The following is a 22,467-nucleotide window of genomic DNA, read 5'->3' as shown; positions in this document are numbered from 1 at the left end:
GTATCGGCGATTAGCGCAGTTTGGTAGCGCACTTGGTTTGGGTCCAAGGGGTCGCAGGTTCAAATCCTGCATCGCCGACCACTTTCTCATAAGTAGTCTTAAATTCAACATTTAAGTATTCAACACGATTATCGGCGATTAGCGCAGTTTGGTAGCGCACTTGGTTTGGGTCCAAGGGGTCGCAGGTTCAAATCCTGCATCGCCGACCACTTTCTTAACCTTAAAGAAAGTAAACGAGTAATCACTCAACAATAACTTCTATTTACTTCCTACTAAAATATCGCTTTAACGTACCAGTTAGTCTGTTTTTTACGCAGTTGGTCTCGATCGTAGCTAAACTAGTCCAAATAATTGCCCCCTACACTCGACTATCATAATTATTAGGTTATAATGCCGCGTCTATTGTTTAACATAGTGCCCGAAGGGCAGAGCAGCAATGGGATCTCATGGTAGTGACGGATGCTTTTTAGTGAAAAATCGCTTTAAAATTTATCAAGACTCATGAAGATTACTTTGTTTGTAAGGAAGGCGAACAGTCGCCAAAATTGAATATTGAGGTAAATCATGCAAGTTTCTGTTGAGACGACTCAAGGCCTTGAGCGCCGTCTGACCATCACCGTTCCTGCAGAGAACGTTGAGACCGAAGTAAAAAAACGCTTACAACAACTGTCAAAAACGCAGCGTATCGATGGCTTCCGTGCTGGTAAAGTACCAGTTTCAGTAATTAACAAGCGTTTTGGACCTGCGGTTCGTCAAGAAGTAGCTGGCGAAGTAATGCAGCGTAACTACATTGAAGCAATTGTTGCTGAAAAAATTAACCCTGCTGGCGCACCATCATTTGCACCTAAATCACTTGAAGCAGGTAAAGATTTAGAGTTTACAGCAACGTTTGAAGTATACCCTGAAGTTGAAGTTCAAGGTTTAGACAAAATTGCAGTAGAAAAACCAGCAGTAACAGTAACTGACGAAGATTTAGCAAACATGCTAGAAACACTTCGTAAGCAACACGCTTCTTGGGCTGATGTTGACGCAGCTGCTGGCGAAAACGACCGTGTAACAGTTGATTTCGTAGGTACTATCGACGGTGAAGAGTTTGAAGGCGGCAAAGCTGAAGACTTCCCACTTGAGCTTGGCCAAGGTCGTATGATCCCAGGTTTTGAAGACAACATCGTTGGTAAAAAAGCAGGCGAAGAAGTAGTTGCTGATGTAACTTTCCCTGAAGATTACCACGCTGAAAACCTGAAAGGTAAAGCGGCTCAATTCACTATCACAGTGAAAAAAGTTGAAGCGCAAGAGCTACCTGAATTAAGCGAAGAGTTTGCAACTAAGTTCGGTGTTACCGAAGGCGGCGTAGACGCGCTTAAAGAAGAAGTTAAAAAGAACATGACACGTGAGCTAGACCAAGCGGTTAAAGCTAACGTGAAAGACCAAGCGATTAAAGGTCTTTTAGAAAACAACGAAATCGAAGTGCCTAAAGCACTTATTGATCAAGAAGTTGACGCATTACGTCAGCAAGCAGCTCAACGTTTTGGTGGCGACGCTAAAAACATGCCTGAGCTTCCAGCTGAATTGTTCCACGAGCAAGCTGTAACTCGCGTTAAAACTGGCCTATTACTAGGTGAAGTGATCAAAGCAAACGATATCAAAGTTGATGATGAAAAAGTTGAAGCATTAATTGCTACAGTTGCATCTGCTTACGAAGATCCAACTGAAGTAGTAGAATACTACAAAGCAAATGATCAACTTATGCAGCAAATGCGTAATGTTGCAATGGAAGAGCAAGCTGTTGAAGCTATTTTAGCTAAAGCAAACGTGTCTGACGTTGAAAAAGCATTTGATGACATCATGAATCCTCAGCAAGGTGCTTAATAAGTCATTGACTTAAGCGCTCGCTAACGATTAAATGGCTCGTGTTACTCTGTTTATGCAGTGTGCCCGGGCCATTTTAGTTTGTGCCCCATAATTTGCGAAAAATGATAACTATGCTTCCTTTAGTAAGAAAAAGCATAAGCGCATAAGGAATTAAAAAAGTATGAACACTGGTATGACAGATCCCCTAAATGCATTAGTCCCTATGGTTGTTGAACAAACAGCTAAAGGTGAGCGCTCGTATGACATTTATTCGCGTCTATTAAAAGAGCGAATTATCTTTTTAACGGGCCAAGTTGAAGACAACATGGCAAACCTAATTTTAGCGCAAATGCTATTTTTAGAATCAGAGAACCCTGAAAAAGATATCTTTTTATATATTAATTCACCAGGTGGTTCGGTAACCGCTGGTATGGCAATTTACGATACAATGAACTTCATCAAACCAGATGTAAGTACTATTTGTGTTGGCCAAGCGGCAAGCATGGGCGCATTTTTGCTTACTGCTGGCGCTAAAGGTAAGCGTTTTTGTTTACCAAACTCACGTGTAATGATTCACCAACCGTTAGGTGGTTTCCAAGGTCAAGCATCTGACTTTGAAATACACGCAAAAGAAATTCTGTCTATTAAAGACAAACTTAACCGCTTAATGGCAGAGCATACAGGCCAGCCATTAGATGTTATTTCACGCGATACTGACCGTGATAACTTTATGAGTGCATCACAAGCTGTAGATTACGGCCTGGTTGACTCAGTGTTTACAAATCGCGAAAGCAAGTAAGCGTGTAGGCAAGCAAATAATTGCTTGCCACTTTGAGTTACTATGCGAAAACCAGTAAATTTTGGTATAGTTAAAAGCGAATTTGAAATAGTTGCCAACCTTATTTGGCAGCCAACGTATAAAAGAGGTAGCTGAATGTCTGACACTCCTACAGACGGCGACAAAAGTAATAAATTGTTATACTGCTCTTTTTGTGGCAAAAGCCAACACGAAGTGCGTAAATTAATTGCAGGTCCTTCAGTATACATTTGTGATGAATGTGTAGAGCTGTGTAACGATATTATCAGGGAAGAAATCAAAGACATTGCTCCTAAGCATAATTCGTCTGATAAACTACCTGTGCCAAAAGAAATTCGTAATCACTTAGATGACTACGTAATTGGTCAAGACCATGCTAAAAAAGTATTGTCTGTAGCGGTATACAATCACTACAAGCGCCTACGCAACCAATCTACAAAGCAAGAAGTAGAACTAGGTAAAAGTAACATTTTGCTTATTGGCCCTACAGGTAGTGGTAAAACATTACTGGCAGAAACACTTGCGCGTTTACTTGATGTACCGTTTACTATGGCAGATGCAACTACACTAACCGAAGCCGGTTATGTAGGTGAAGATGTAGAAAACATCATTCAAAAACTGCTACAAAAATGTGACTACGACGTAGAAAAAGCGCAACGTGGTATTGTTTACATTGATGAAATTGACAAAATTTCACGTAAATCAGATAACCCATCTATTACACGCGACGTGTCGGGTGAGGGCGTACAACAAGCGCTGCTTAAACTAATTGAAGGCACGGTTGCCTCAGTACCACCACAAGGTGGTCGTAAGCACCCGCAGCAAGAGTTTTTACAGGTTGATACCTCTAAGATTTTATTTATCTGTGGTGGTGCCTTTGCAGGCCTAGATAAAGTAATCGAACAGCGTAGCCATAAAAATACCGGAATTGGCTTTGGTGTTAACGTTAAAGAGTCAGCGTCGAGCCGCTCTTTAAGCGAAACATTTAAAGACGTAGAGCCAGAAGATTTAGTTAAGTACGGCTTAATTCCTGAGTTTATTGGTCGTTTACCTGTTGTTGCTACATTAACTGAGCTTGATGAAGCGGCACTTGTACAAATATTAAGTGAACCTAAAAACGCCATTACTAAACAGTTCTCTGTATTGTTTGGTATGGAAGACGTTGAATTAGAGTTCCGTGATGATGCACTAAGCGCTATTGCTCACAAAGCAATGGAGCGTAAAACAGGTGCTCGCGGACTTCGCTCAATTGTTGAAGGCGTACTGCTTGATACTATGTATGAGCTGCCATCAATGGATGATGTAAGCAAAGTGGTTATAGATGAAACCGTGATTAAAGGTGAATCTGACCCAATCTTGATCTATGAAAACAATAATCAAGATAAAGCTGCATCAGAGTAGTTTTTAAGCTATTTGTATAAAAAAGGAGCCTTAGGCTCCTTTTTTTATAATTAATTTGAACGAGTTGGGGAAAATTGTTGAACTTTAATTAGATTATCCCCATATACTTGAGTAATCTTTTAAATAAATGAAGTGCGAAGAGAAACTATAATGACGCTTGAGAGAACCGATCGAGTCGAAATCCCAGTGTTAGCACTGCGCGATGTTGTGGTATATCCGCACATGGTGATCCCGCTTTTTGTAGGCCGTGAAAAATCAATAAAATGCCTCGAAGCGGCAATGGATAAAGACAAACAAATTTTCTTGGTTGCACAAAAAGATGCAACTGTAGACGAACCTGAGCAAGACGATATTTACCGTATCGGTACTATTGCTACTGTACTTCAGTTATTAAAGTTACCAGACGGTACAGTTAAAGTTTTAGTTGAAGGTACGCAGCGCGCACAAATTGAAGAATTTGTAGATAACGATGAGTTTTTTGTAGCGAATGCTCAGTTCATCGAATCTGATTCAGTGGATGAGCAAGAACAAGATATTTTCATCCGCAGCGCTGTTAGCCAGTTTGAAGGCTATGTAAAACTTAATAAAAAAATTCCACCTGAGGTATTAACCTCTGTTTCAGGTATTGATGAGCCAGCACGCCTTGCCGATACAATGGCAGCGCATATGCCATTAAAAGTGCCTGAAAAACAAAAAGTGTTAGAGATTTCAAGCGTTACAGAGCGCTTAGAATACCTAATGGCACTGATGGAAGGTGAAATAGACTTATTGCAAGTTGAGAAAAAAATTCGTACCCGCGTGAAAAAGCAGATGGAAAAGTCTCAGCGCGAGTACTACCTCAACGAGCAAATGAAAGCCATTCAAAAAGAACTTGGTGAGCTTGATGATGTACCTGACGAATTTGAAGCGCTTAAAAAGCGTATTGAAGAATCAGGTATGCCAGAAGAAGCGAAAGAAAAAGCATCAGCTGAGCTTAATAAGCTTAAAATGATGTCGCCAATGTCTGCAGAGGCCACTGTAGTGCGTTCATACATTGATACGTTAATTAACGTACCATGGAAAAAGCGCTCTAAAGTGAAAAAAGACTTAGCAGGCGCGCAAAAAATTCTTGATAGCGATCACCATGGCTTAGATAAAGTTAAAGAACGCATAATTGAATACCTCGCGGTGCAACAACGTACCAATAAGCTTAAAGGGCCTATTTTATGTTTAGTAGGACCACCGGGTGTAGGTAAAACGTCATTAGGGCAGTCTATTGCACGCTCTACGGGTCGTAAATATGTTCGTATGGCATTAGGTGGCGTACGCGACGAAGCTGAAATTCGTGGTCATCGTCGTACTTACATTGGCTCTATGCCAGGTAAGCTGATTCAAAACATGACAAAAGTGGGCGTTAAAAACCCATTATTCTTGTTAGATGAAATCGACAAAATGTCATCAGATATGCGCGGCGACCCAGCTTCAGCACTATTAGAGGTGCTCGATCCGGAGCAAAACAGCCACTTTGCTGATCACTACTTAGAAGTTGATTACGATTTATCGGATGTAATGTTTGTAGCAACATCAAACAGCTTTAATATCCCTGGTCCATTATTGGACAGAATGGAAGTTATTCGCTTATCGGGTTACACCGAAGATGAAAAGCTAAACATTGCAAAAGAGCACTTAATTACTAAGCAAGTTAAACGCAATGGTTTAAAACCTTCTGAGCTAGTAATAGAAGACAGTGCAATTATTGGCATTATTCGTTACTACACGCGTGAAGCGGGCGTACGTAATTTAGAGCGCGAAGTATCTAAACTTTGTCGTAAAGCCGTTAAAAATATCTTACTTGATAAAGAGACTGAAACAGTCACTATCAATCAAGATAACCTAGAAGAGTTTTTAGGTGTACAGCGCTACGACTACGGTAAAGCTGAAGACGGCGATCGCATTGGTCAGGTAACAGGCTTGGCGTGGACCGAAGTAGGCGGCGATTTACTGACCATTGAATGTGCGGCTGTGCCAGGTAAAGGCAAGCTAAGCTACACAGGCTCACTGGGCGATGTAATGCAAGAGTCGATACAAGCGGCCATGACGGTGGTTCGTAATCGTGCTGATACGTTCCGTATTAATAACGATTTTTACGAAAAACGCGACATTCATGTGCATGTACCAGAGGGCGCGACCCCTAAAGATGGCCCAAGCGCCGGTGCAGCAATGGTAACGGGTTTAGTATCGAGCTTAACAGGTAACCCCGTTAAAGCCGATGTAGCAATGACAGGTGAAATAACACTGCGCGGTGAAGTACTGCCTATTGGTGGTTTAAAAGAGAAACTACTTGCTGCACACCGTGGTGGAATTAAAACAGTCATCATTCCTAAAATTAACGAACGTGACTTAAAAGAGATCCCAGATAACGTACTGGCAGGCTTAGATGTTCACCCAGTTACGTGGATTGATGAAGTATTAAAGTTAGCTTTAGTGCATCCTGTTGAGAGTTTTTCAGTCGAAACACCGAAAAACCAATAAAAAACCCAAAAAAAGTGCTTTAAAGGGCTTTTCAAATCTAATCGGTATGATAAGTTAAGCACTGGTTTTCGAGCCTAGCCCTTATGGGGCCTAGGCTTAAGAAAAATATAATCATGTGAGCATTAAAAGTTTGCTCTAAAATTTTCAAAAAAGTGATGTTAGTTTAAAAACAATCGCTCTTGATAATAACAATGAAAGAGGATGATATTGTGAATAAATCTCAATTAATCGATCAAATCGCAGCTGACGCTGACATTTCTAAAGCGGCTGCAGGTCGTGCACTAGATTCATTCATCGAGTCTGTATCTGGAGCGCTTAAAGATGGCGATTCAGTTGCACTTGTAGGTTTTGGTACTTTCTCAGTACGCGAGCGTGCTGCTCGTTCAGGCCGTAACCCACAAACTGGTGAAACTATCCAAATCGCTGCGGCAAATATTCCTTCTTTCAAAGCCGGTAAAGCGCTGAAAGACGCAGTAAACTAATCACTGTTTAAATACAGATTAGTTATGGCGAGTGTATATAAACTTAATTATCCTAATCGATGAATTAAGTAACTTCACCGCCAGTTACTTCAAGTGAAAAAGCGTATCTGGTAAGATACGCTTTTTTTACATATGACAAGGTAAAATACCTTGATCAATAAGAGATAAACAAATGCTTGAGAAAATCAGAGAGGGCTCACAGGGTCCTGTAGCCAAAATAATTTTAGGCGCGGTGATTTTATCTTTTGCCTTAGCAGGGATCGGTAGTTACTTAGGTCAAACCCCAGAACAACCCGTTGCTGAAGTAAATGGAATTAAAATTAGCCAAACCGAATTTAATCGTGCTTATCAAAACGAACGTAGCCGTTTAGAGCAACAATTTGGCGAATACTTTGCACAAATCAGTGCAGATCCAAATTACATGGCGCAAATTCGTCAAGGTGTAATTGACCGCTTAGTACAACAAGAATTGCAATCACAATTAGCGGCAGATTTAGGCCTTCGCGTAAGCGACGACAGCGTACGTAAAACAATTTTAGAACTACCGTACTTTCAAATTGGTGAAAAATTTAATAACGACCGTTACCTACAAGTAATTCGTCAAATGAACTTTCAACCAGATGCTTTTCGTGAGTACTTACGTAAAGACATGACTCGCAGCCAATTAGTGTCAGCGGTTGCTGGTACTGAGTTTGCACTTGAAAACGAGCTTAAACGCGCTGCAGCCCTACAGCAGCAAACGCGTAGCATAGACTACCTTGTGTTAAGCAAAGAAGCGTTACAAGCAAACGTAGACGTATCTGAGCAAGAAATTGCTGATTACTACGAGCTAAACGCATCACAATTTTTATCGCCAGAGCGTGTATCGGTTGATTACATTGAGCTTAAAGCACAAGATATCACCGTAGAGTCGGTAACAGAAGACGACGTAAAAGCGTATTATGAGCAAAATAAAGCACAATACATCGAGCCTGAAAAACGCCGTGTATCGCACATATTAATTGATAACAGCGAAGATGATGATGCCGCGCTTGAAAAAGCCAACGCATTACATGAGCAGTTAGAGCAAGGTGCTGATTTTGCACAGCTTGCAGAGTCATCATCTGATGATGTTGTGAGTGGCGAAATGGGCGGCGACCTAGAGTGGATTGAACGCGATGTAATGGACCCTGCTTTTGAAGATGCTGCATTTGCGCTTCAAAACAAAGGTGATATTTCAGAAGTTGTAGCGTCAGAGTTTGGTTATCACATCATTAAACTTACTGACTTACAGTCAGAGCAAGTAAAAGCGTATGACGACGTAAAAGCCGACTTACGTGCAGAGCTTGAGCAAACTGAAAAAGTAGATGCGTTTTACGAAAAGCAAACAGAAATGGGTGCCTTAGCATTTGAAATTTCTGACCGTTTAGACGATGCAGCAGAAGTGGCAGACGTTGAAGTTAAAACCACGCCACTTGTTGCACGTAATGCATTGCCAGAGCCACTTAATACGCCTGCGGTAATTTCACAGTTGTTCTCAGTAGAATTACTTGAAGATAAAGTAAACTCAGAAGTGATTGAGCTAGGTGATGAGCACGTTATTGTAGTACGTGTAAATAAATACGAGCCATCTGCAACTAAACCGCTTGCGCAAGTGAGTGAGCAAATCAAAACACGTTTAGTTAATGAAAAAGCATCAACACTTGCTAAAGAAAAAGCACGTGAGTTATTTGCACAAGTCCAAGCAGGTAAAACGCTAAGCGATGTGGCCAGTGAGCAAAACCTAACGGTACGTGAAGAAGCGAGCTTAACGCGTCAAAGCTACACGGTTTCGCCTGCTATTGTAACGCAAGCGTTTAAAATGCCTCGTCCTAATGATGCACCAAGCACAGATGTGGTTGATTTAAACAACGGCGATGCGGCAATTGTTGCACTTAAATCGGTAAGCGATGCGCAAGTAACCGCAAATATCGACCCGCAAGTACAGCAAAACATTACTATGGCGCAAGCTAACAAAAACTACTTAGCGTTTATTGAGTCTTTAAAGGCTAAAGCTGAGCTAAATCTACCTGTGGTAGAGCAAGCAGCAGAATAATCGCGATACATTAAAAAAGGCGCGTTACTTTATAAGTAACGCGCCTTTTTTATAACTTCAATGTGCTTAGTAAAATGATTAGGCAGTATTGTTTTATAAATATAAGCTTAGAATTAACAGCATATTAGGCGCTGTGTTACTTTTGATTGCGGATTTTGAAACACCTCTTCGGTACGCCCATATTCTACTACCTCACCTTTTTCAAGCACCACTAGTTGATCGCTGATATGGCGCACTAAACTTAAATGGTGCGTAATGAGTACATAAGTTAAACCGGTTTCTTTTTGCAGCTTAAGTAATAAGTTAACTGTTTGCGCACGAACGGAGGGATCTAAAGCCGACAGCGCTTCATCAAGCACCACCACTTTAGGGTCTAAAATGAGCGCCCGCGCCAACGCTACACGCTGCAATTGGCCTACACTAAACATGTGAGGGTAATAATGTTGATGATCGATTAGCAGCCCCACTTTAGAAAGCGTGGCATCTATTTTTTCTTGGCGAGCCAGTTGGTCTGAATCGGTATTATACTGCAAGCAATCATCTAGCATATCACCTATGGTGAGACCCGGATTGAGCGAGGCAGCGGAGTCTTGGAATATCATGCGGATATGTCGACATTGATCATCGCGCACGCCGTCATCTTCAATAATGTTACTTTCTAATAAAATTTGCCCACTGTCAGCGCTATCGGCCCCTGCGAGTAATTTAGCGAGTGTACTTTTACCCGCACCGGTTTCACCGATTACTGCGATTGTTTCGCCTTTGCCCACACAAAAAGAGATATTTTTTAGTACCTCAAATTTTTTGCGGCTAAATAAACCAGCACGTATGTTAAAGGTTTTACAAAGCGCTTGTACTTTTAATACCGGTTGCATTACTTCATCTCCTTAATAAGCGGAAAATGACACGCATAGCTGTGCCCATGGTGCTTAGTAAGTGCAGGGGTAATTACACATTCTTTTTGTGCTTGAGGGCAGCGTGGGCCTAATCGGCAACCTATAGGTAAATGTTGCAAAGTAGGGATAGTGCCTTTAAGTGCATAAAAGGGTTCTTTGTGTGCTAAGCCTTGCTCATAATTGGGTAAGCTTTTTAATAACGCTTGCGTGTAAGGGTGGCGAGGCTGGCGAAAAATACGTTGCGTTGGGCCGGCTTCAACCATTTGCCCACAATATAAAACATGAATACCGTGCGACCAGTCGGCTATTTCTTCAAGCTCATGAGAAATCATCAAAATAGACATATTTTTTAATTGATTTAAGCTTTTTAGCAACCTAAATACCTGTGCACGAGTGGTGCTTTCAAGCGCTGTAGTCGGCTCATCAGCAATTAGTAGCTTAGGAGTGCGCGCTATGGCCATGGCAATCATGACCTTTTGGCACACGCCTTCTGATAGCTCGTGCGGGTAACTATCAAGCACAGCGTCGTGGTTTTTAATACCCACTTTATGGATAAGTGCTTTTACGCGGTCTTTACGTTCTCTATTGCGCTTTAAAAAAAAGCCTTTAGTGGATGTTTCAGGCAGTGTTTCGGCTATTTGGTCAAATATTTTAGCGGTCGGGTCAAGGCAGCGGCTAGGGTCTTGGTAAATCATCGCAATGTCTTGGCTGACTGTTTTTCTGCGTTGCTCTGGGGTTAAGCGCATTAAATCAACACCGCGCCAATGCATTCTATCGGCTGTTATATGCCAGCGTTCGTTAAGTACCCCAACAATGGCTTTGGCTATTAAGCTTTTACCAGAGCCCGACTCACCCACCAAGCCATGTACTTCACCTTCTTTTAGGCTAAAGCTGACTCTATCTACAGCGCGAATCACCGTTTCAGAGGTACGCAGCTCTATGGTTAAATTTCTAACGTCGAGTAATTGCATTTAATCAGCCTTACGTGCTTTAAGCACTTTTCGTAGGCCATCACCTACTAAATTGGTAGACAAAACCGCTAAAAATAATAATACACCCGGTAGCGCAACGGTCCAAGGTGCTAAATATATAAGGCCTAAATTCTCAGCCAGTATGGCGCCCCATTCGGTTGTAGGGGGCTGCGCACCAAGTTTTAAAAAGCCTAAGGCAGCAATATCTAAAATAGCAGTAGAAAGCGCGGTGGTAAAAATAACTACAATGTGCTCATAAATATTAGGAAAAATACCCCGCGACAAAATATGCCAGTTAGAGGCACCATCAAGCCTAAAAGCGGTAATGTAGTCTTTGCTTAGCTCATCAACAATTAAATTACGAATAGAGTGAATAAATTGCGGTAATAACGCCAGTATAATGGCCCACACTGTATTCATTAAGCCCGGCCCAAGCACTGCGATAATAATAATCGCTAATAGCAAAGACGGAATAGAGAGCGTGATATCAAGCAAGTGATTTAAAAAGCTTGAGCGCAGGCCGCGGCTAATGCCGGCAAAAGTGCCAACAAGCACACCAATAATGGTAGTAATAAAGGCAGCCACCACCGATAAGCCAAACGTGTAAGTTGCGCCATTCATCAAGCGCGATAGTACATCGCGTCCTAAATCATCGGTGCCTAAAATAAAGCGCACATCGCCCATTTCACGCCATGATGGCGGTATAAGTAAAGCATCGCTATGTTGCTGGTTAACCCCATACGGCGCTAAAAAGGGCGCACTGGCGGCCAATAGCGCAAACGCCATAAAAATCCATAACCCCACCAAGGCGGGGTGATTGTTTTTAAATTTGCGCCAAAAACGCGCCAGCGGCGATTTATTCGACTCTTCAGAAAATAATTTAAACTTTACCATGTGCCTGATTCCGCGAAATTGGGTCGAACAGAGTATATGTAAGCTCGGCAACAATAGTGGCAATAATAACAAACATAGACACCGCCATTAAACCGCCTTGAATAGCAGGGTAGTCTCGTTGGTAAATACTATCGATTAGCCAACGGCCAATACCAGGCCAAGAAAAAATAACTTCGGTTATCATGGCAAGCGTAATAAGCGTACTAAATTGCAGTCCTATTTGTTTTATTACCGGCAATAGCGCATTGCGCAGCGCATGATGCATGATTAATTGGCGGCGATTAAGGCCTTTTGCCCTGGCTGTTTTTATAAAGCTTTGATCCATTACTTTAAGCATAGAGTCGCGGGTAAAGCGCACTAAAACAGTGGTAGGAAACATGGCCAGTACTATGGTTGGCAGTGTTAAGTGATGCAGTGCATCTATAAATGCTTCACCTTTGTAGGGGAAGCCTGCGAGCATAATATCGATTAATATAAACCCGGTATTAGGCGGTATTTCAAATAGTAACCCCATTCTACCCGACATAGGAAACCAGCCCAGTTTGAGCGAAAAAATCATAATAAGTAACAGCGCTAACCAAAAAACCGGAATAGAGTAACCAATCATGGTGGTAGAGCTAATTAATTTATCTGGCCAACGGCGTGTGTACGCTGAGGCCAAAATGCCCGCTGGTACACCTACCACAACCGATACAATAAGCGCATAAACACACAGCTCTAAAGTTGCTGGAATTAAATCTAAAATGTGCTGAAAAACGTTATCTCCCGAGGCAAACGACACGCCCCAGTCACCTTGGAATATACGCCCTAAAAACGCTAAATACTGCATAACGTAGTTGCTGTCATACATGTATTTATCTTCAAGCTCACTGTGCTGAGAAAAATTACCGGTAGGAATGCCACTTAGGTTGCTGAGCGGATCCCCTGGGAACAAGTAGCTAAGCGAAAAGGTAAATATGCTTAGCATTAAAATCATGAATAAAAACAAGCCAAGGCGGCGTAATATATAATCTAGTATCATTATTTTTTCCTCGCATTTGCGAGTGAAATCGCCCCAAATGGGCCAAGGGTTATCCCTTCTACATCGGCACTATTTGCTTGAAAACGCATACCATGAGCAATAGGGACCAGCGGGAGCTGATCTACAATGAGCGCTTGAACCTGATCGTAATACTGTTTGCGTAAGCTTAAATCGGTGGTGTCGAGCGCTTGGGTAAGCAATAAGTCAAACTGCGGGTTACACCAATTGGCTGGGTTTTTACCGCTAAAAGTGGCAGTGCAGCTTAGCAATGGGCTAAAAAAGTTATCTGGATCGGGGGTATCGGCAGCCCAGCCGAGTAATACGCTATCATGGCGGTGCTCACCTATACGCTGAATAAAAGTATTCCACTCGTACTCAACAATACTCACATTAACACCTATTTTGCGTAAATCGCTTTGCATCAGCTCAGCCATTTTGCGGGCATTAGGGTTGTATATTCGACTCACCGGCATTGCCCAAATGGTCATATCAAAGCCATTCGGTAACCCCGCTTCTATGAGTAGTTTTTTAGCCAGCTCAGGGTCAAACATAGGCATGTTTTCTTGTGGTTCAAAGCCCCACGAAGTCGGCGGTAAAATAGATTGCGCGCGTATACCATTACCGTAATAAACGGCTTGCATTATTTTGTCTATATCAATTGCATGCGCAAGGGCTCTGCGCACTCTAATGTCATCAAAAGGGGCTCGCTCAGTATTAAAGGCCCAATAACCAATATTTAAATTGGTTTCTTTTTCAACGTTTATATCGTCTCGTTGCGCTAAAATACTCAGTTGTGCGCTACTTGGATGGGCGGTTACATCGCACTCTTTAGTGAGCATTTTTGCTATGCGCGTAGTGCCGTTTGTCGTAATGTCGTAAACCAGCTGTTCAAGGGCAACATCGTGCTTCCAATATAGGGGGTTGCGGTAAAAGCGCACTAAGTGATCGCGTCGGTACTCTTTGTATATGTAGGGGCCTGTGCCAATAGGGTACTGATCAAATAAATTAGTTTGATCTCGCGCTTTTAATTGCATTGCGTATTCTTGCGACAGCACCACGGCAAAGTCGGTGGCCATGTTCGTTAAAAAACTGCTTTCTGGGTGAAATAGCTCAAAGCGCACTTGATAGTCAGACACGCGTACAATTTTACGAATAAGCTGATCGAGCCCCACACTTTGAAAATACGGGTAGTTTGCATCGCCTACAAAATGGTACGGGTTGTACACGTCAAATAATCGGCTAAAGGTAAAAATAACATCATCAGCGTTAAAATCGCGAGTAGGGGTAAAGTACGAGGTAGAATGAAATTTCACGCCTTTACGCAGCGTAAAGGTAACCGACTTTCCATCGTTGCTAATTTTCCAATCGGTTGCCAGCTCACTTTTAAAATCTGCAGTAACGGGGTCAATACTAATTAAACGGTCAAATAACTGATTAGCAATAATATCAATAGTTGAGCCAGTGGTTGTTACTTGCGGATTAAACGACACAGGGTTCGCTTCGGCGCAATAAACGAGGCCTTGGTTTTTCTCTTCTATAATTTCTTCTTTACTATCAAAGCAGCCTGTTAAGGTGCTGGCTAGTAAAACAAGTAGTATTTTATGCACTCGCATAACCTCTAACTATTTATCTTCTAATAAATTGTATTTTTTAAGATAACCACGTAATTGATGATACGTTAAACCGAGTACTTCTGCAGTTTTCTTTTGATTAAATTGGCTATGCTCAAGGGCTTTATTAATCATATTTATTTCAAATTCGTTAGAGCGCTCTTTTAAGCTACACGGAAATTCAATTGGGGCGCTAAGCTCGTTACTAAGCTCGCTAACAGGTGTGGCTAGTGTTGTAGGCTCAGCTGGGGCAACCGGTGTTGCAATAGGAGCTTTAATGCGTGCTTTGGGTCTAAAACGGCTTTCAAACGGGTCTAAAATAATCTGGTGAACGGGGATATGTTCATTGCCATGACGATACAAGCTTCGCTCAACTACATTTTTAAGCTCGCGTATATTACCCGGCCAATCGTAATTTAGCAGGGTTTCGGTGGCGCTGCGGGTAAAGCCACTAAATAACTCCCACTCTAAATCGCGTGCCATATTCATGGCAAATTGCTCAGCGAGTAGCATAATATCGTCTTGACGTTCGCGCAGTGGTGGCAGGGTAATTACATCAAAGGCTAAGCGGTCAAGTAAGTCACTTCTAAATTCGCCCTGCTCAGCAAGGTGGGGTAAATCTTCGTTGGTGGCACACACTAAACGAGTATCTACCTTTACGGTGTGTTTACCACCAACCCGCTCAAATTCACCGTATTCTATAACGCGCAGAAGCTTTTCTTGTACCATGGCCGATGTATTAGCCAGCTCATCTAAAAATAAGGTACCGCTGTTAGCGCGCTCAAAGCGACCTTCGTGACGTTTACTTGCCCCGGTAAAAGCACCGCTTTCATGACCAAATAATTCGCTTTCGAGGAGGTTTTCGTTAAGGGCTGCACAGTTAAGCTTTACGTAGTTTTGATCCCAACGCTTTGATAAAAAATGTAAACGGGCGGCTATAAGCTCTTTACCGGTTCCTCGCTCGCCAATAATAAGCACTGGCTTATCTAAATTAGCTAACTGCGATACCTGATCAAGTACAGCTAAAAAGCTATCAGATTGGCCGAGTAAATTATCCTGTTGGCGATATTGGCTCATTTTTCCTAACTCTTGGTCATTTTTGCTAACAGTTAGTGTATTTCATAATCAGGGATAACTAAAGGAATTTGTATACTTAGTTTAACTTAATGAAAATAAAGTGTATTTTAGATTTTAAAAAGTTGGCAAGCATATTGATACTAGTTACAGCAGACCAACTAAGTTTATATTACAGAGGTAAATGTTATGGGAATTTTTTCGCGTTTTGCAGACATTGTTAATTCTAATATCAATGCCATTTTAGATAAAGCAGAAGACCCAGAAAAAATGGTTCGTCTTATTATCCAAGAGATGGAAGACACATTAGTAGAGGTGCGCTCTACGTCAGCTAAAACACTGGCTGAGAAAAAAGAATTAGTACGTCGTGTAGACACACTAAAAGCACAAGTAAGCGATTGGCAAGACAAAGCAGAGCTTGCACTAAGTAAAGACCGCGACGATTTAGCGCGTTCAGCATTACTTGAAAAGCAAAAATCGGCAGAAGCAGTTGCAGCAGTAGAGTCTGAGCTTGAGCATGTAGAGTCTCATATTGAGAAACTTCAGCAAGAAGTCACCACTCTACAAGAAAAGCTAGCCGATGCTAAAGCACGTCAAAAGGCAATTATTTTACGTCAACGTTCGGCTGAGTCGCGCCTTGAAGTGAAAAAAGCCCTTGATAGCTCTAAAGTAGAAGACGCACTTAATCGCTTTGAGCGCTACGAAACTAAAATTGATGGACTAGAATCTCAAATAGAGTCTTACGATTTAGGTAAAAAGTCGCTTGCAGATGAAATTGCCGACCTACAAAAAAATGAAAAGATAGATGATGAGCTTGCCGAACTTAAAAAGAAGCTAGCTGATAAATAACTTATAAAGGGGTACTTAAAGTGCCCCACTGCTTAAACATCGATTACGGATTGTCAGGAGAGGATTATGTTTGATCCAGAGATACTAATTGCACCATTTATCTTGTTCATGATTTTTGTTGCGCCACTGTGGTTAATTTTGCACTACCGTAGCAAAAAGCAAGTGAGCCAAGGGTTAAGTGAGCATGAACATCGCCAGTTATTGGAACTTGCCCACAAGGCCGAAAAAATGGCTGATAGAGTAGAAACCCTTGAAGCATTACTCGATCAAGAGTCACCACAATGGAGACGCAAAGTATGAGTGCCAAACGCGAATTATTAAGAGACCCACAGCGCGGTAAAATCGCCGGTGTATGTGCGGGATTAAGTGACTACTTTAATATGGAGTTATGGTTAGTTCGCATTATTTTTGTTAGTGCGGTACTGCTAACGGGTGGCCCATTATTTGTGGTAGCGTATATTGCAGCGTGGTTTATTTTAGATAAAAAAGACCCCACAACTATACATACTAGTAGCTCAACTAAAACTGACGATCCGCTAGAAGTTAAATTTAAAGTATGGCAAAAAGGCGAGCCACCGCGCCGCGCATTGCAAGACTTAAAAGAGCGTTTAACGCGAATAGATTCGCGTCTTCAAGATATGGAGCGCCATGTTACTTCAAGCGAGTTTACGGTTAGCCGTGAAATCAACAAACTTTAAAGGATTTAATAGCACTTTGTTCGGTGATTAACAGCATCAATGAAGTGCTAGCCCATTATGAGTAGCACTTCATTTGCCAAAAAAACCTTTAAAAGTATTAAAGGTTCAGCCCAAAAAGCCCTTCATCGCAGTTTAGATCAACACGTAAAATTGGCTGTAACCGGCCTAAGTGGCAGTGGTAAAACCGCGTTTATTACCGCACTTGTTAAGCACCTTACAACACAAAGCGATGATAAAAACTTACCGTTTTTTGATGTAATGCGAGAGCACCGCCACATAGCCACTAAAGTGGTGCCGCAAGAGGCGTTAAAGGTGCCTACGTTTGACTACCCACGAGCACTTAACGCATTACTCCCAAGCGATGGGGAGCCTACATGGCCTGCATCAACCGAGCGTATTAACACCCTGCGCTTGGCTATTAAATACCAAAGTGCCTCAGGCTTACGTGGGCATTTTTCGCCGCAATCTACGCTGTATTTAGATATTATTGACTACCCAGGTGAATGGCTACTTGATTTACCTATGCTTGAGCAAAGCTATAGTCAGTGGTGCGAGCAACAATACCCGCTGTTACTACAGCACCCGCGTGTGAATACCTCTGCTGAATTTTTGAACGCGCTTGAACAGCTTGATTTAAATGCGCCTGTAGATGAAGGCTTACTTGCACACATTGCAGCGCTTTATCAAAGTATGCTGGTGGGCCTTAAAAAAGATACTAAGCTCGCCATGTTACAACCTGGGCGCATGCTAATGCCTGGCGACTTACAAGGTGCGCCGCTTTTGTTGTTTTTTCCGGTAAATGCGCAGCATATAAAAAGTGATGAGGTAGTGCCAGGCTCTAACTTAGCGCATTTAATTAAGCGCTTTAACGCCTATGTAAAAGAGGTGGTTAAGCCATTTTATAATGAGCACTTTAAACACTTTGACCGCCAAATTGTGTTGGTAGACGTACTCAGCGCTTTAAACGAAGGCCACGAAACACTCCAAGAGCAAAGTAGTGTAATAAACCAATTACTCGCGCATTTTAATTATGGCGAGTCGGGCTTTTTTAAGCGTTTATTTAAACCCAACATAGATAAAATACTGTTTGCTGCCAATAAGTCAGATCACATAAGTGCAAAGCACCATAAAGATTTAGCACTGCTACTTGATTCGCTCGTGCATGAGCAAAGTAATCACTTAAAGTTTGATGGCGTACAAATAGAAACCATGGCAATGTCGTCAATTGCAGCAACGCAGCCGCGCCAAGTGGCCGATAAAGGCCAAACGCTTGATTGTATTTATGGTAAACCATTAAACGAGCAAGATTGGCTTACTTATTTACCCCCACAGCCACCAAAGCGCATGCTTAATAAAAATGAGTGGCCAGCGCAGGGCTTTGAGTTTTTATCGTTTGCGCCTATGCCAAACCCCGATAAGCAACTTAAGCATATTCGCCTTGATCATGTGATGCAGTACTTGTTAGGAGATAAATTATCATGAACGACACACAGCAAACTTTTCAAGCAGGTAGGCGAATTGATAGCCAAGCTGATGAGCAGGTTGAGGCGACGCTTGCTCCTGCAAAAATAATTACCCAGGGTCAAAGTGAATACATTGAAGAGCCTGAAGATGAAATTCTTGATGATGAAATAGACCTAGAGCCGGTATATAAAAAGTCTAAATGGCAAACGCTTAAAGGGGTGTTTGCTGTAAGCTTTTTAGTGTTAGTGCTTTTAGAATTTGCGTATTCGTTAGTGTTTGCGTTTCAGCAGTCGGTCATTTTAGGCGGCGTGTATTTAACGGCGGTGGTAAGCGGTGTGTTGCTAATTGGGCGCATGCTATGGCGCGAATACAGAATGCTGCGCAGTTTAAAGCGTAATCAATTACATCGCCAAGAAGCCGACAGACTCTTAAATAGTGAGCAAGTAGGTGGCGCATTACCTTGGCTTGAAAAACTAAATAAGCACCAACAACTAGACAACTTCGAAGCGTTTAAAAACCAAGTGGCTACCCACCATAGCGATAAAGAAATAATGACCCTTTACGCAAATAGCTTGCTTATAACGCAAGACACGCAAGCTAAAAAGCTTATAAACCGCTTTGCGACAGAGTCAGCGCTGCTCGTTGCCCTAAGCCCCCTTGCGCTGGTGGATATGATGGCGGTGCTTTGGCGCGGTACTAAGTTAATAGAGCAAATTGGTAAAATTTATGGCATTGGTTTTGGTTACGCAAGCCGCATTAAGCTCTACCGTATGCTTATAAAACAAGTGATGTTTGTAGCCAGTGCTGAGCTTGTATCTGATTTAGCAGCCACAGCACTCAGTGCTGAGCTTTTAGGTAAGCTTTCGGGGCGTGCAGCGCAAGGTGTAAGCGCCGGTATTTTTACAGCACGTATTGGTTACAAAGCAATGGAGCTTAGCCGCCCATTACCACGGCTTGAAAACAAACGCAGCTTGTTAAAAGGCACAGTGCAAAGTATTGCCAGCAAAATCATGAGCCGTAAAAAGGCCGAGCCAACGACCTAAAGTAGCAGTGGCAATATTTGTGTACAAAACCGCGCTGAGCGGTTTTTGCACAAATAGCCATCTGAGCATCCGGCATGCTTGTGATTTAAACTGCGGTGCGTTTTATTTATGTAATTGACACACATAATAAAAACGAGAGCACACAATGAGCAAGCAGCATATTAATACCCAATGTATTCATGGCCCGCAAAAAGCAAATGATCCGCATGGCGCACTCACGTCGCCTTTGTATCAAACCTCTACCTTTCATTTTGAAAATGCAGCACAAGGTGCCGCGCGTTTTGCAGGCGATGAGCCCGGTTATATTTACACCCGCCTAGGTAACCCAACCACCACCGAACTTGAGCAAAAAGTAGCACAGTTAGAGGGCTGCGAAGCTGCTGCTGCTACCGCCACAGGTATGGGTGCTGTATCGGCGTCGGTATTAAGCTTTTTATCGCAGGGCGATCATTTAATTGCATCAAGTGCATTGTATGGATGTACTTTTGCGTTTTTTGCTCACATGTTACCGCGCTGGGGAATTGAAGTAACTTTTGTTGATATGACCAACGAGGGCGAGCTTCGCGCTGCTATAAAACCTAATTCAAAAATGATATTTGTAGAAACGCCAATCAACCCCACAATGGCAGTCATTGATTTAGCCTTAATTGGCGCGCTCGCTAAGCAACATAATTTAATTAGTGTGGTCGACAACACCTTTTTAACGCCACTGCTGCAATCACCTAAGCAGTACGGCATAGATATTATTGTGCACAGTGCCACTAAGTACTTAAACGGCCATGGCGATGTAGTAGCGGGGCTTGTGTGTGGAACGCATGAGCACATTACCTTAATAAAAATGACGGTACTTAAAGATATTGGTGCCACCATAAGCCCGCACGACGCATGGCTTATTAATCGCGGATTAAAAACTTTAGCTATACGCATGGAGCGCCATTGCCAAAGCGCGCAAACGGTTGCCGAATATTTAGAGGCGCACCCACAGGTTAATATTGTTTATTACCCTGGGCTTAAATCGCACCCTGGCAACAAATATATAGGCAAGCAAATGAAAGCCGCAGGCGGCGTTATTGCATTTGAAATTAAAGGCAGCCTTGCTCAAGGAGCGCAGTTTATAGATAGCATGAAGCTTTGCACACTTGCTGTAAGTTTAGGTGATGCCGAAACGCTTATTCAGCACCCCGCATCAATGACGCATTCCCCTTACACACCCGAGGAGCGAGCAGCCGCAGGCATAAGTGATGGCTTAATAAGACTCTCTGTAGGGCTTGAAGATGTTAACGATATTATTGACGACTTAAACCAAGCTTTTACATTAATTTGTTAGGTGTATTTATTTGTGTACAGTTTAATTTACCCTTAACGCCTTTAATTTAGTGGTTGTATAATATTAATGCCGGTGGTGTAATTTTAACTATACACTTTAGGGGGTCGTGCTAAATGTAGATATCCGTCTAACTATTAAACTTTTCTTCACTTTTGCATAGTATGGCTGCATTAGATATTCAGTAATCTTGAGTATCACACTGACACACATTTAGGGCTTAACCCCAAGAAGGTTATTATGGCTAAAGCAAGTAAATACACCTCTAAAACACCCGATGAAAACGGTGTTATTCATTGGAGCGAAGAAGAAAATAAAATTTGGTCTGAGCTTGTTACGCGCCAACTTGCGTGCATAGAAGGCAAAGCTTGTGATGAGTACATGGATGGGCTTAAAAAAATAAACCTACCACACGATCGTATTCCGCAGTTAAGCGAGCTTAACGAAGTGCTTCTTGCCACCACCGGTTGGCAAGTAGCGCCTGTACCTGCGCTTATCGATTTTGATGAATTTTTTAGGTTATTGGCAAACAAACAATTTCCGGTAGCGACGTTTATTCGTAGTCGAGAAGAGTTTGACTACCTGCAAGAGCCTGACATTTTCCATGAAATATTTGGCCACTGCGCTATGCTAACAAACCCTGACTTTGCCGAATTCACACACAAATACGGCCAATTAGGGTATGCAGCGCAGAAAAAAGATCGTGTATACCTTGCACGTATGTATTGGTTTACGGTTGAGTTTGGTTTAATGCAAACCGAAAACGGCCTGCGTATATATGGCGGTGGTATATTATCAAGCCCGGGTGAAACCCAGTACGTGTATTCAGATACACCAGAGATAACGCCTATGAGCGTAATTGATGTGCTGCGTACGCCGTACCGCATTGATATTATGCAACCTCAGTACTACACCATAAATTCGATTCATGATCTGTTTGATATATCGCAAATGGATATTATGACTTTGGTTGAGCAAGCTAAAGCGCTTGGTTTGCACGACCCAAAATTTCCACCTAAAGAAAAATTAGCCGGTTAACTTTAATTTAAAAAGAAACGCTAAAGTAAGGATTTAAAATGTCTTCATTAAGTGAACAAAAATGCGAAGCCTGTCACGTAGATGCGCCAAAAGTATCTGAGGAAGAGCTTGCCCAACTTATTACAAAAATTCCAGACTGGGTACCAGAGGTACGCGACGGCATTATGCAACTTGAGCGTGTTTATAAGTTTAAAAACTTTAAGCAAGCTATGGCGTTTACCAATAAAGTAGGTGATATGGCAGAAGATGAAGGCCATCACCCTGGTTTATTAACCGAGTGGGGCAAAGTAACCGTAACGTGGTGGAGCCATTCAATTAAAGGCCTACACAAAAACGATTTTATTTGCGCAGCTAAAACAGACGACGTATTTAACGCGCTATAATTAAAAAATTAATTGAGCAGATTAAAAAGGCACTTTTAAGTGCCTTTTTTATTGCATCAAAATTGC

The 22,467-nt window shown here is 42.2% G+C and carries 20 protein-coding genes and 2 tRNA genes; 16 read left to right on the top strand and 6 right to left on the bottom strand.

Annotated elements, in window-relative coordinates:
- Positions 1 to 4 precede the first annotated feature (4 nt).
- The 8 genes from OIZ54_RS09690 to OIZ54_RS09655 all read left to right on the top strand — a co-directional run bounded on the left by OIZ54_RS09690 (position 5) and on the right by OIZ54_RS09655 (position 9,136).
- Positions 5 to 81 (top strand) — tRNA-Pro (locus OIZ54_RS09690).
- Positions 82 to 132: 51 nt separating this feature from the next.
- A tRNA-Pro gene (locus OIZ54_RS09685) sits at positions 133 to 209 on the top strand.
- A 355-nt stretch (positions 210 to 564) separates the two neighbouring features.
- Complete coding sequence (gene tig / locus OIZ54_RS09680; RefSeq protein WP_004586894.1) at positions 565 to 1,869, top strand: trigger factor; 1,305 nt, start codon at positions 565 to 567, stop codon at positions 1,867 to 1,869.
- 163 nt (positions 1,870 to 2,032) lie between these two features.
- The gene (gene clpP / locus OIZ54_RS09675; protein WP_024033798.1) at positions 2,033 to 2,650 is read left to right on the top strand and encodes an ATP-dependent Clp endopeptidase proteolytic subunit ClpP; all 618 of its coding nucleotides are present in this window, start codon (positions 2,033 to 2,035) and stop codon (positions 2,648 to 2,650) included.
- 135 nt (positions 2,651 to 2,785) lie between these two features.
- Complete coding sequence (clpX, locus tag OIZ54_RS09670) at positions 2,786 to 4,069, top strand: ATP-dependent protease ATP-binding subunit ClpX (protein ID WP_004586896.1); 1,284 nt, start codon at positions 2,786 to 2,788, stop codon at positions 4,067 to 4,069.
- Positions 4,070 to 4,219: 150 nt separating this feature from the next.
- Positions 4,220 to 6,580 carry an endopeptidase La gene (gene lon, locus OIZ54_RS09665; RefSeq protein WP_264390280.1) on the top strand — a complete coding sequence of 787 codons (2,361 nt, stop codon included), beginning with the start codon at positions 4,220 to 4,222 and terminating at the stop codon, positions 6,578 to 6,580.
- 191 nt (positions 6,581 to 6,771) lie between these two features.
- Positions 6,772 to 7,062 (top strand): HU family DNA-binding protein, encoded by a 291-nt coding sequence (locus OIZ54_RS09660; protein ID WP_157833627.1) that lies wholly within the window; start codon positions 6,772 to 6,774, stop codon positions 7,060 to 7,062.
- A gap of 172 nt (positions 7,063 to 7,234) precedes the next feature.
- The gene (locus OIZ54_RS09655; RefSeq protein ID WP_264390277.1) at positions 7,235 to 9,136 is read left to right on the top strand and encodes a SurA N-terminal domain-containing protein; all 1,902 of its coding nucleotides are present in this window, start codon (positions 7,235 to 7,237) and stop codon (positions 9,134 to 9,136) included.
- A 113-nt stretch (positions 9,137 to 9,249) separates the two neighbouring features.
- Here OIZ54_RS09655 and OIZ54_RS09650 read toward each other — a convergent pair whose 3' ends face one another.
- From OIZ54_RS09650 to pspF, 6 genes are read right to left on the bottom strand one after another with little or no spacing between them, the layout of a single operon-like run.
- Entirely contained in the window at positions 9,250 to 10,011 is a 762-nt protein-coding gene (locus OIZ54_RS09650; RefSeq protein ID WP_004586900.1) for an ATP-binding cassette domain-containing protein, read from the bottom strand.
- Entirely contained in the window at positions 10,011 to 11,003 is a 993-nt protein-coding gene (locus OIZ54_RS09645; RefSeq protein WP_004586901.1) for an oligopeptide/dipeptide ABC transporter ATP-binding protein, read from the bottom strand. Before OIZ54_RS09645 ends, OIZ54_RS09650 begins: the two co-directional genes overlap by 1 nt.
- A complete protein-coding gene (locus OIZ54_RS09640; protein WP_024033801.1) occupies positions 11,004 to 11,897 on the bottom strand; it encodes an ABC transporter permease subunit in 894 nt (297 codons plus the stop codon). It abuts the gene before it with no gap.
- Positions 11,884 to 12,918 (bottom strand): ABC transporter permease, encoded by a 1,035-nt coding sequence (locus OIZ54_RS09635; protein WP_096041403.1) that lies wholly within the window; start codon positions 12,916 to 12,918, stop codon positions 11,884 to 11,886. The genes OIZ54_RS09640 and OIZ54_RS09635 overlap by 14 nt, the downstream gene beginning before the upstream one ends.
- On the bottom strand, positions 12,918 to 14,525 hold the full coding sequence (locus OIZ54_RS09630; protein ID WP_096041404.1) for an ABC transporter substrate-binding protein: 1,608 nt from the start codon (positions 14,523 to 14,525) through the stop codon (positions 12,918 to 12,920). Before OIZ54_RS09630 ends, OIZ54_RS09635 begins: the two co-directional genes overlap by 1 nt.
- Positions 14,526 to 14,540: 15 nt before the next feature.
- On the bottom strand, positions 14,541 to 15,605 hold the full coding sequence (gene pspF, locus OIZ54_RS09625; protein WP_055253116.1) for a phage shock protein operon transcriptional activator: 1,065 nt from the start codon (positions 15,603 to 15,605) through the stop codon (positions 14,541 to 14,543).
- A gap of 186 nt (positions 15,606 to 15,791) precedes the next feature.
- On the opposite strand from pspF, the gene pspA reads away from it, so the two are divergent.
- The 8 genes from pspA (at position 15,792) to OIZ54_RS09585 (ending at position 22,401) form a co-directional block, all read left to right on the top strand.
- The gene (gene pspA, locus OIZ54_RS09620) at positions 15,792 to 16,451 is read left to right on the top strand and encodes a phage shock protein PspA (RefSeq protein ID WP_004586906.1); all 660 of its coding nucleotides are present in this window, start codon (positions 15,792 to 15,794) and stop codon (positions 16,449 to 16,451) included.
- Between the two features lie 66 nt (positions 16,452 to 16,517).
- Positions 16,518 to 16,751, top strand: a complete 234-nt coding sequence (pspB, locus tag OIZ54_RS09615) for an envelope stress response membrane protein PspB (RefSeq protein ID WP_004586907.1) — start codon at positions 16,518 to 16,520, stop codon at positions 16,749 to 16,751.
- Entirely contained in the window at positions 16,748 to 17,149 is a 402-nt protein-coding gene (gene pspC / locus OIZ54_RS09610; RefSeq protein ID WP_029774295.1) for an envelope stress response membrane protein PspC, read from the top strand. Before pspB ends, pspC begins: the two co-directional genes overlap by 4 nt.
- 57 nt (positions 17,150 to 17,206) lie before the next feature.
- Complete coding sequence (locus OIZ54_RS09605) at positions 17,207 to 18,631, top strand: YcjX family protein (protein WP_264390271.1); 1,425 nt, start codon at positions 17,207 to 17,209, stop codon at positions 18,629 to 18,631.
- Positions 18,628 to 19,656 carry a YcjF family protein gene (locus OIZ54_RS09600; RefSeq protein WP_264390270.1) on the top strand — a complete coding sequence of 343 codons (1,029 nt, stop codon included), beginning with the start codon at positions 18,628 to 18,630 and terminating at the stop codon, positions 19,654 to 19,656. Before OIZ54_RS09605 ends, OIZ54_RS09600 begins: the two co-directional genes overlap by 4 nt.
- A gap of 145 nt (positions 19,657 to 19,801) precedes the next feature.
- The gene (megL, locus tag OIZ54_RS09595; RefSeq protein ID WP_096041407.1) at positions 19,802 to 20,983 is read left to right on the top strand and encodes a methionine gamma-lyase; all 1,182 of its coding nucleotides are present in this window, start codon (positions 19,802 to 19,804) and stop codon (positions 20,981 to 20,983) included.
- A gap of 237 nt (positions 20,984 to 21,220) precedes the next feature.
- The gene (gene phhA, locus OIZ54_RS09590; protein ID WP_029774298.1) at positions 21,221 to 22,018 is read left to right on the top strand and encodes a phenylalanine 4-monooxygenase; all 798 of its coding nucleotides are present in this window, start codon (positions 21,221 to 21,223) and stop codon (positions 22,016 to 22,018) included.
- A 38-nt stretch (positions 22,019 to 22,056) separates the two neighbouring features.
- On the top strand, positions 22,057 to 22,401 hold the full coding sequence (locus OIZ54_RS09585; RefSeq protein ID WP_004586913.1) for a 4a-hydroxytetrahydrobiopterin dehydratase: 345 nt from the start codon (positions 22,057 to 22,059) through the stop codon (positions 22,399 to 22,401).
- Positions 22,402 to 22,467 lie beyond the last annotated feature (66 nt).

The sequence above is a fragment of the Pseudoalteromonas sp. A3 genome (assembly GCF_025942345.1).
GTDB lineage: Bacteria > Pseudomonadota > Gammaproteobacteria > Enterobacterales > Alteromonadaceae > Pseudoalteromonas > Pseudoalteromonas atlantica.
Note: the sequence above shows the minus strand (reverse complement) of the source record. Positions and strands in the feature narration are given on the sequence as shown.

Excerpts from the sequence above, each read along its gene's own strand:
- tig (WP_004586894.1), top strand. The coding sequence starts at position 565 with ATGCAAGTTTCTGTTGAGACGACTCAAGGCCTTGAGCGCCGTCTGACC.
- clpP (WP_024033798.1), top strand. The coding sequence starts at position 2,033 with ATGAACACTGGTATGACAGATCCCCTAAATGCATTAGTCCCTATGGTT.
- clpX (WP_004586896.1), top strand. The coding sequence starts at position 2,786 with ATGTCTGACACTCCTACAGACGGCGACAAAAGTAATAAATTGTTATAC.
- lon (WP_264390280.1), top strand. The coding sequence starts at position 4,220 with ATGACGCTTGAGAGAACCGATCGAGTCGAAATCCCAGTGTTAGCACTG.
- OIZ54_RS09660 (WP_157833627.1), top strand. The coding sequence starts at position 6,772 with ATGAAAGAGGATGATATTGTGAATAAATCTCAATTAATCGATCAAATC.
- OIZ54_RS09655 (WP_264390277.1), top strand. The coding sequence starts at position 7,235 with ATGCTTGAGAAAATCAGAGAGGGCTCACAGGGTCCTGTAGCCAAAATA.
- OIZ54_RS09650 (WP_004586900.1), bottom strand. The coding sequence starts at position 10,011 with ATGCAACCGGTATTAAAAGTACAAGCGCTTTGTAAAACCTTTAACATA.
- OIZ54_RS09645 (WP_004586901.1), bottom strand. The coding sequence starts at position 11,003 with ATGCAATTACTCGACGTTAGAAATTTAACCATAGAGCTGCGTACCTCT.
- OIZ54_RS09640 (WP_024033801.1), bottom strand. The coding sequence starts at position 11,897 with ATGGTAAAGTTTAAATTATTTTCTGAAGAGTCGAATAAATCGCCGCTG.
- OIZ54_RS09635 (WP_096041403.1), bottom strand. The coding sequence starts at position 12,918 with ATGATACTAGATTATATATTACGCCGCCTTGGCTTGTTTTTATTCATG.
- pspF (WP_055253116.1), bottom strand. The coding sequence starts at position 15,605 with ATGAGCCAATATCGCCAACAGGATAATTTACTCGGCCAATCTGATAGC.
- pspA (WP_004586906.1), top strand. The coding sequence starts at position 15,792 with ATGGGAATTTTTTCGCGTTTTGCAGACATTGTTAATTCTAATATCAAT.
- pspB (WP_004586907.1), top strand. The coding sequence starts at position 16,518 with ATGTTTGATCCAGAGATACTAATTGCACCATTTATCTTGTTCATGATT.
- pspC (WP_029774295.1), top strand. The coding sequence starts at position 16,748 with ATGAGTGCCAAACGCGAATTATTAAGAGACCCACAGCGCGGTAAAATC.
- OIZ54_RS09605 (WP_264390271.1), top strand. The coding sequence starts at position 17,207 with ATGAGTAGCACTTCATTTGCCAAAAAAACCTTTAAAAGTATTAAAGGT.
- OIZ54_RS09600 (WP_264390270.1), top strand. The coding sequence starts at position 18,628 with ATGAACGACACACAGCAAACTTTTCAAGCAGGTAGGCGAATTGATAGC.
- megL (WP_096041407.1), top strand. The coding sequence starts at position 19,802 with ATGAGCAAGCAGCATATTAATACCCAATGTATTCATGGCCCGCAAAAA.
- phhA (WP_029774298.1), top strand. The coding sequence starts at position 21,221 with ATGGCTAAAGCAAGTAAATACACCTCTAAAACACCCGATGAAAACGGT.
- OIZ54_RS09585 (WP_004586913.1), top strand. The coding sequence starts at position 22,057 with ATGTCTTCATTAAGTGAACAAAAATGCGAAGCCTGTCACGTAGATGCG.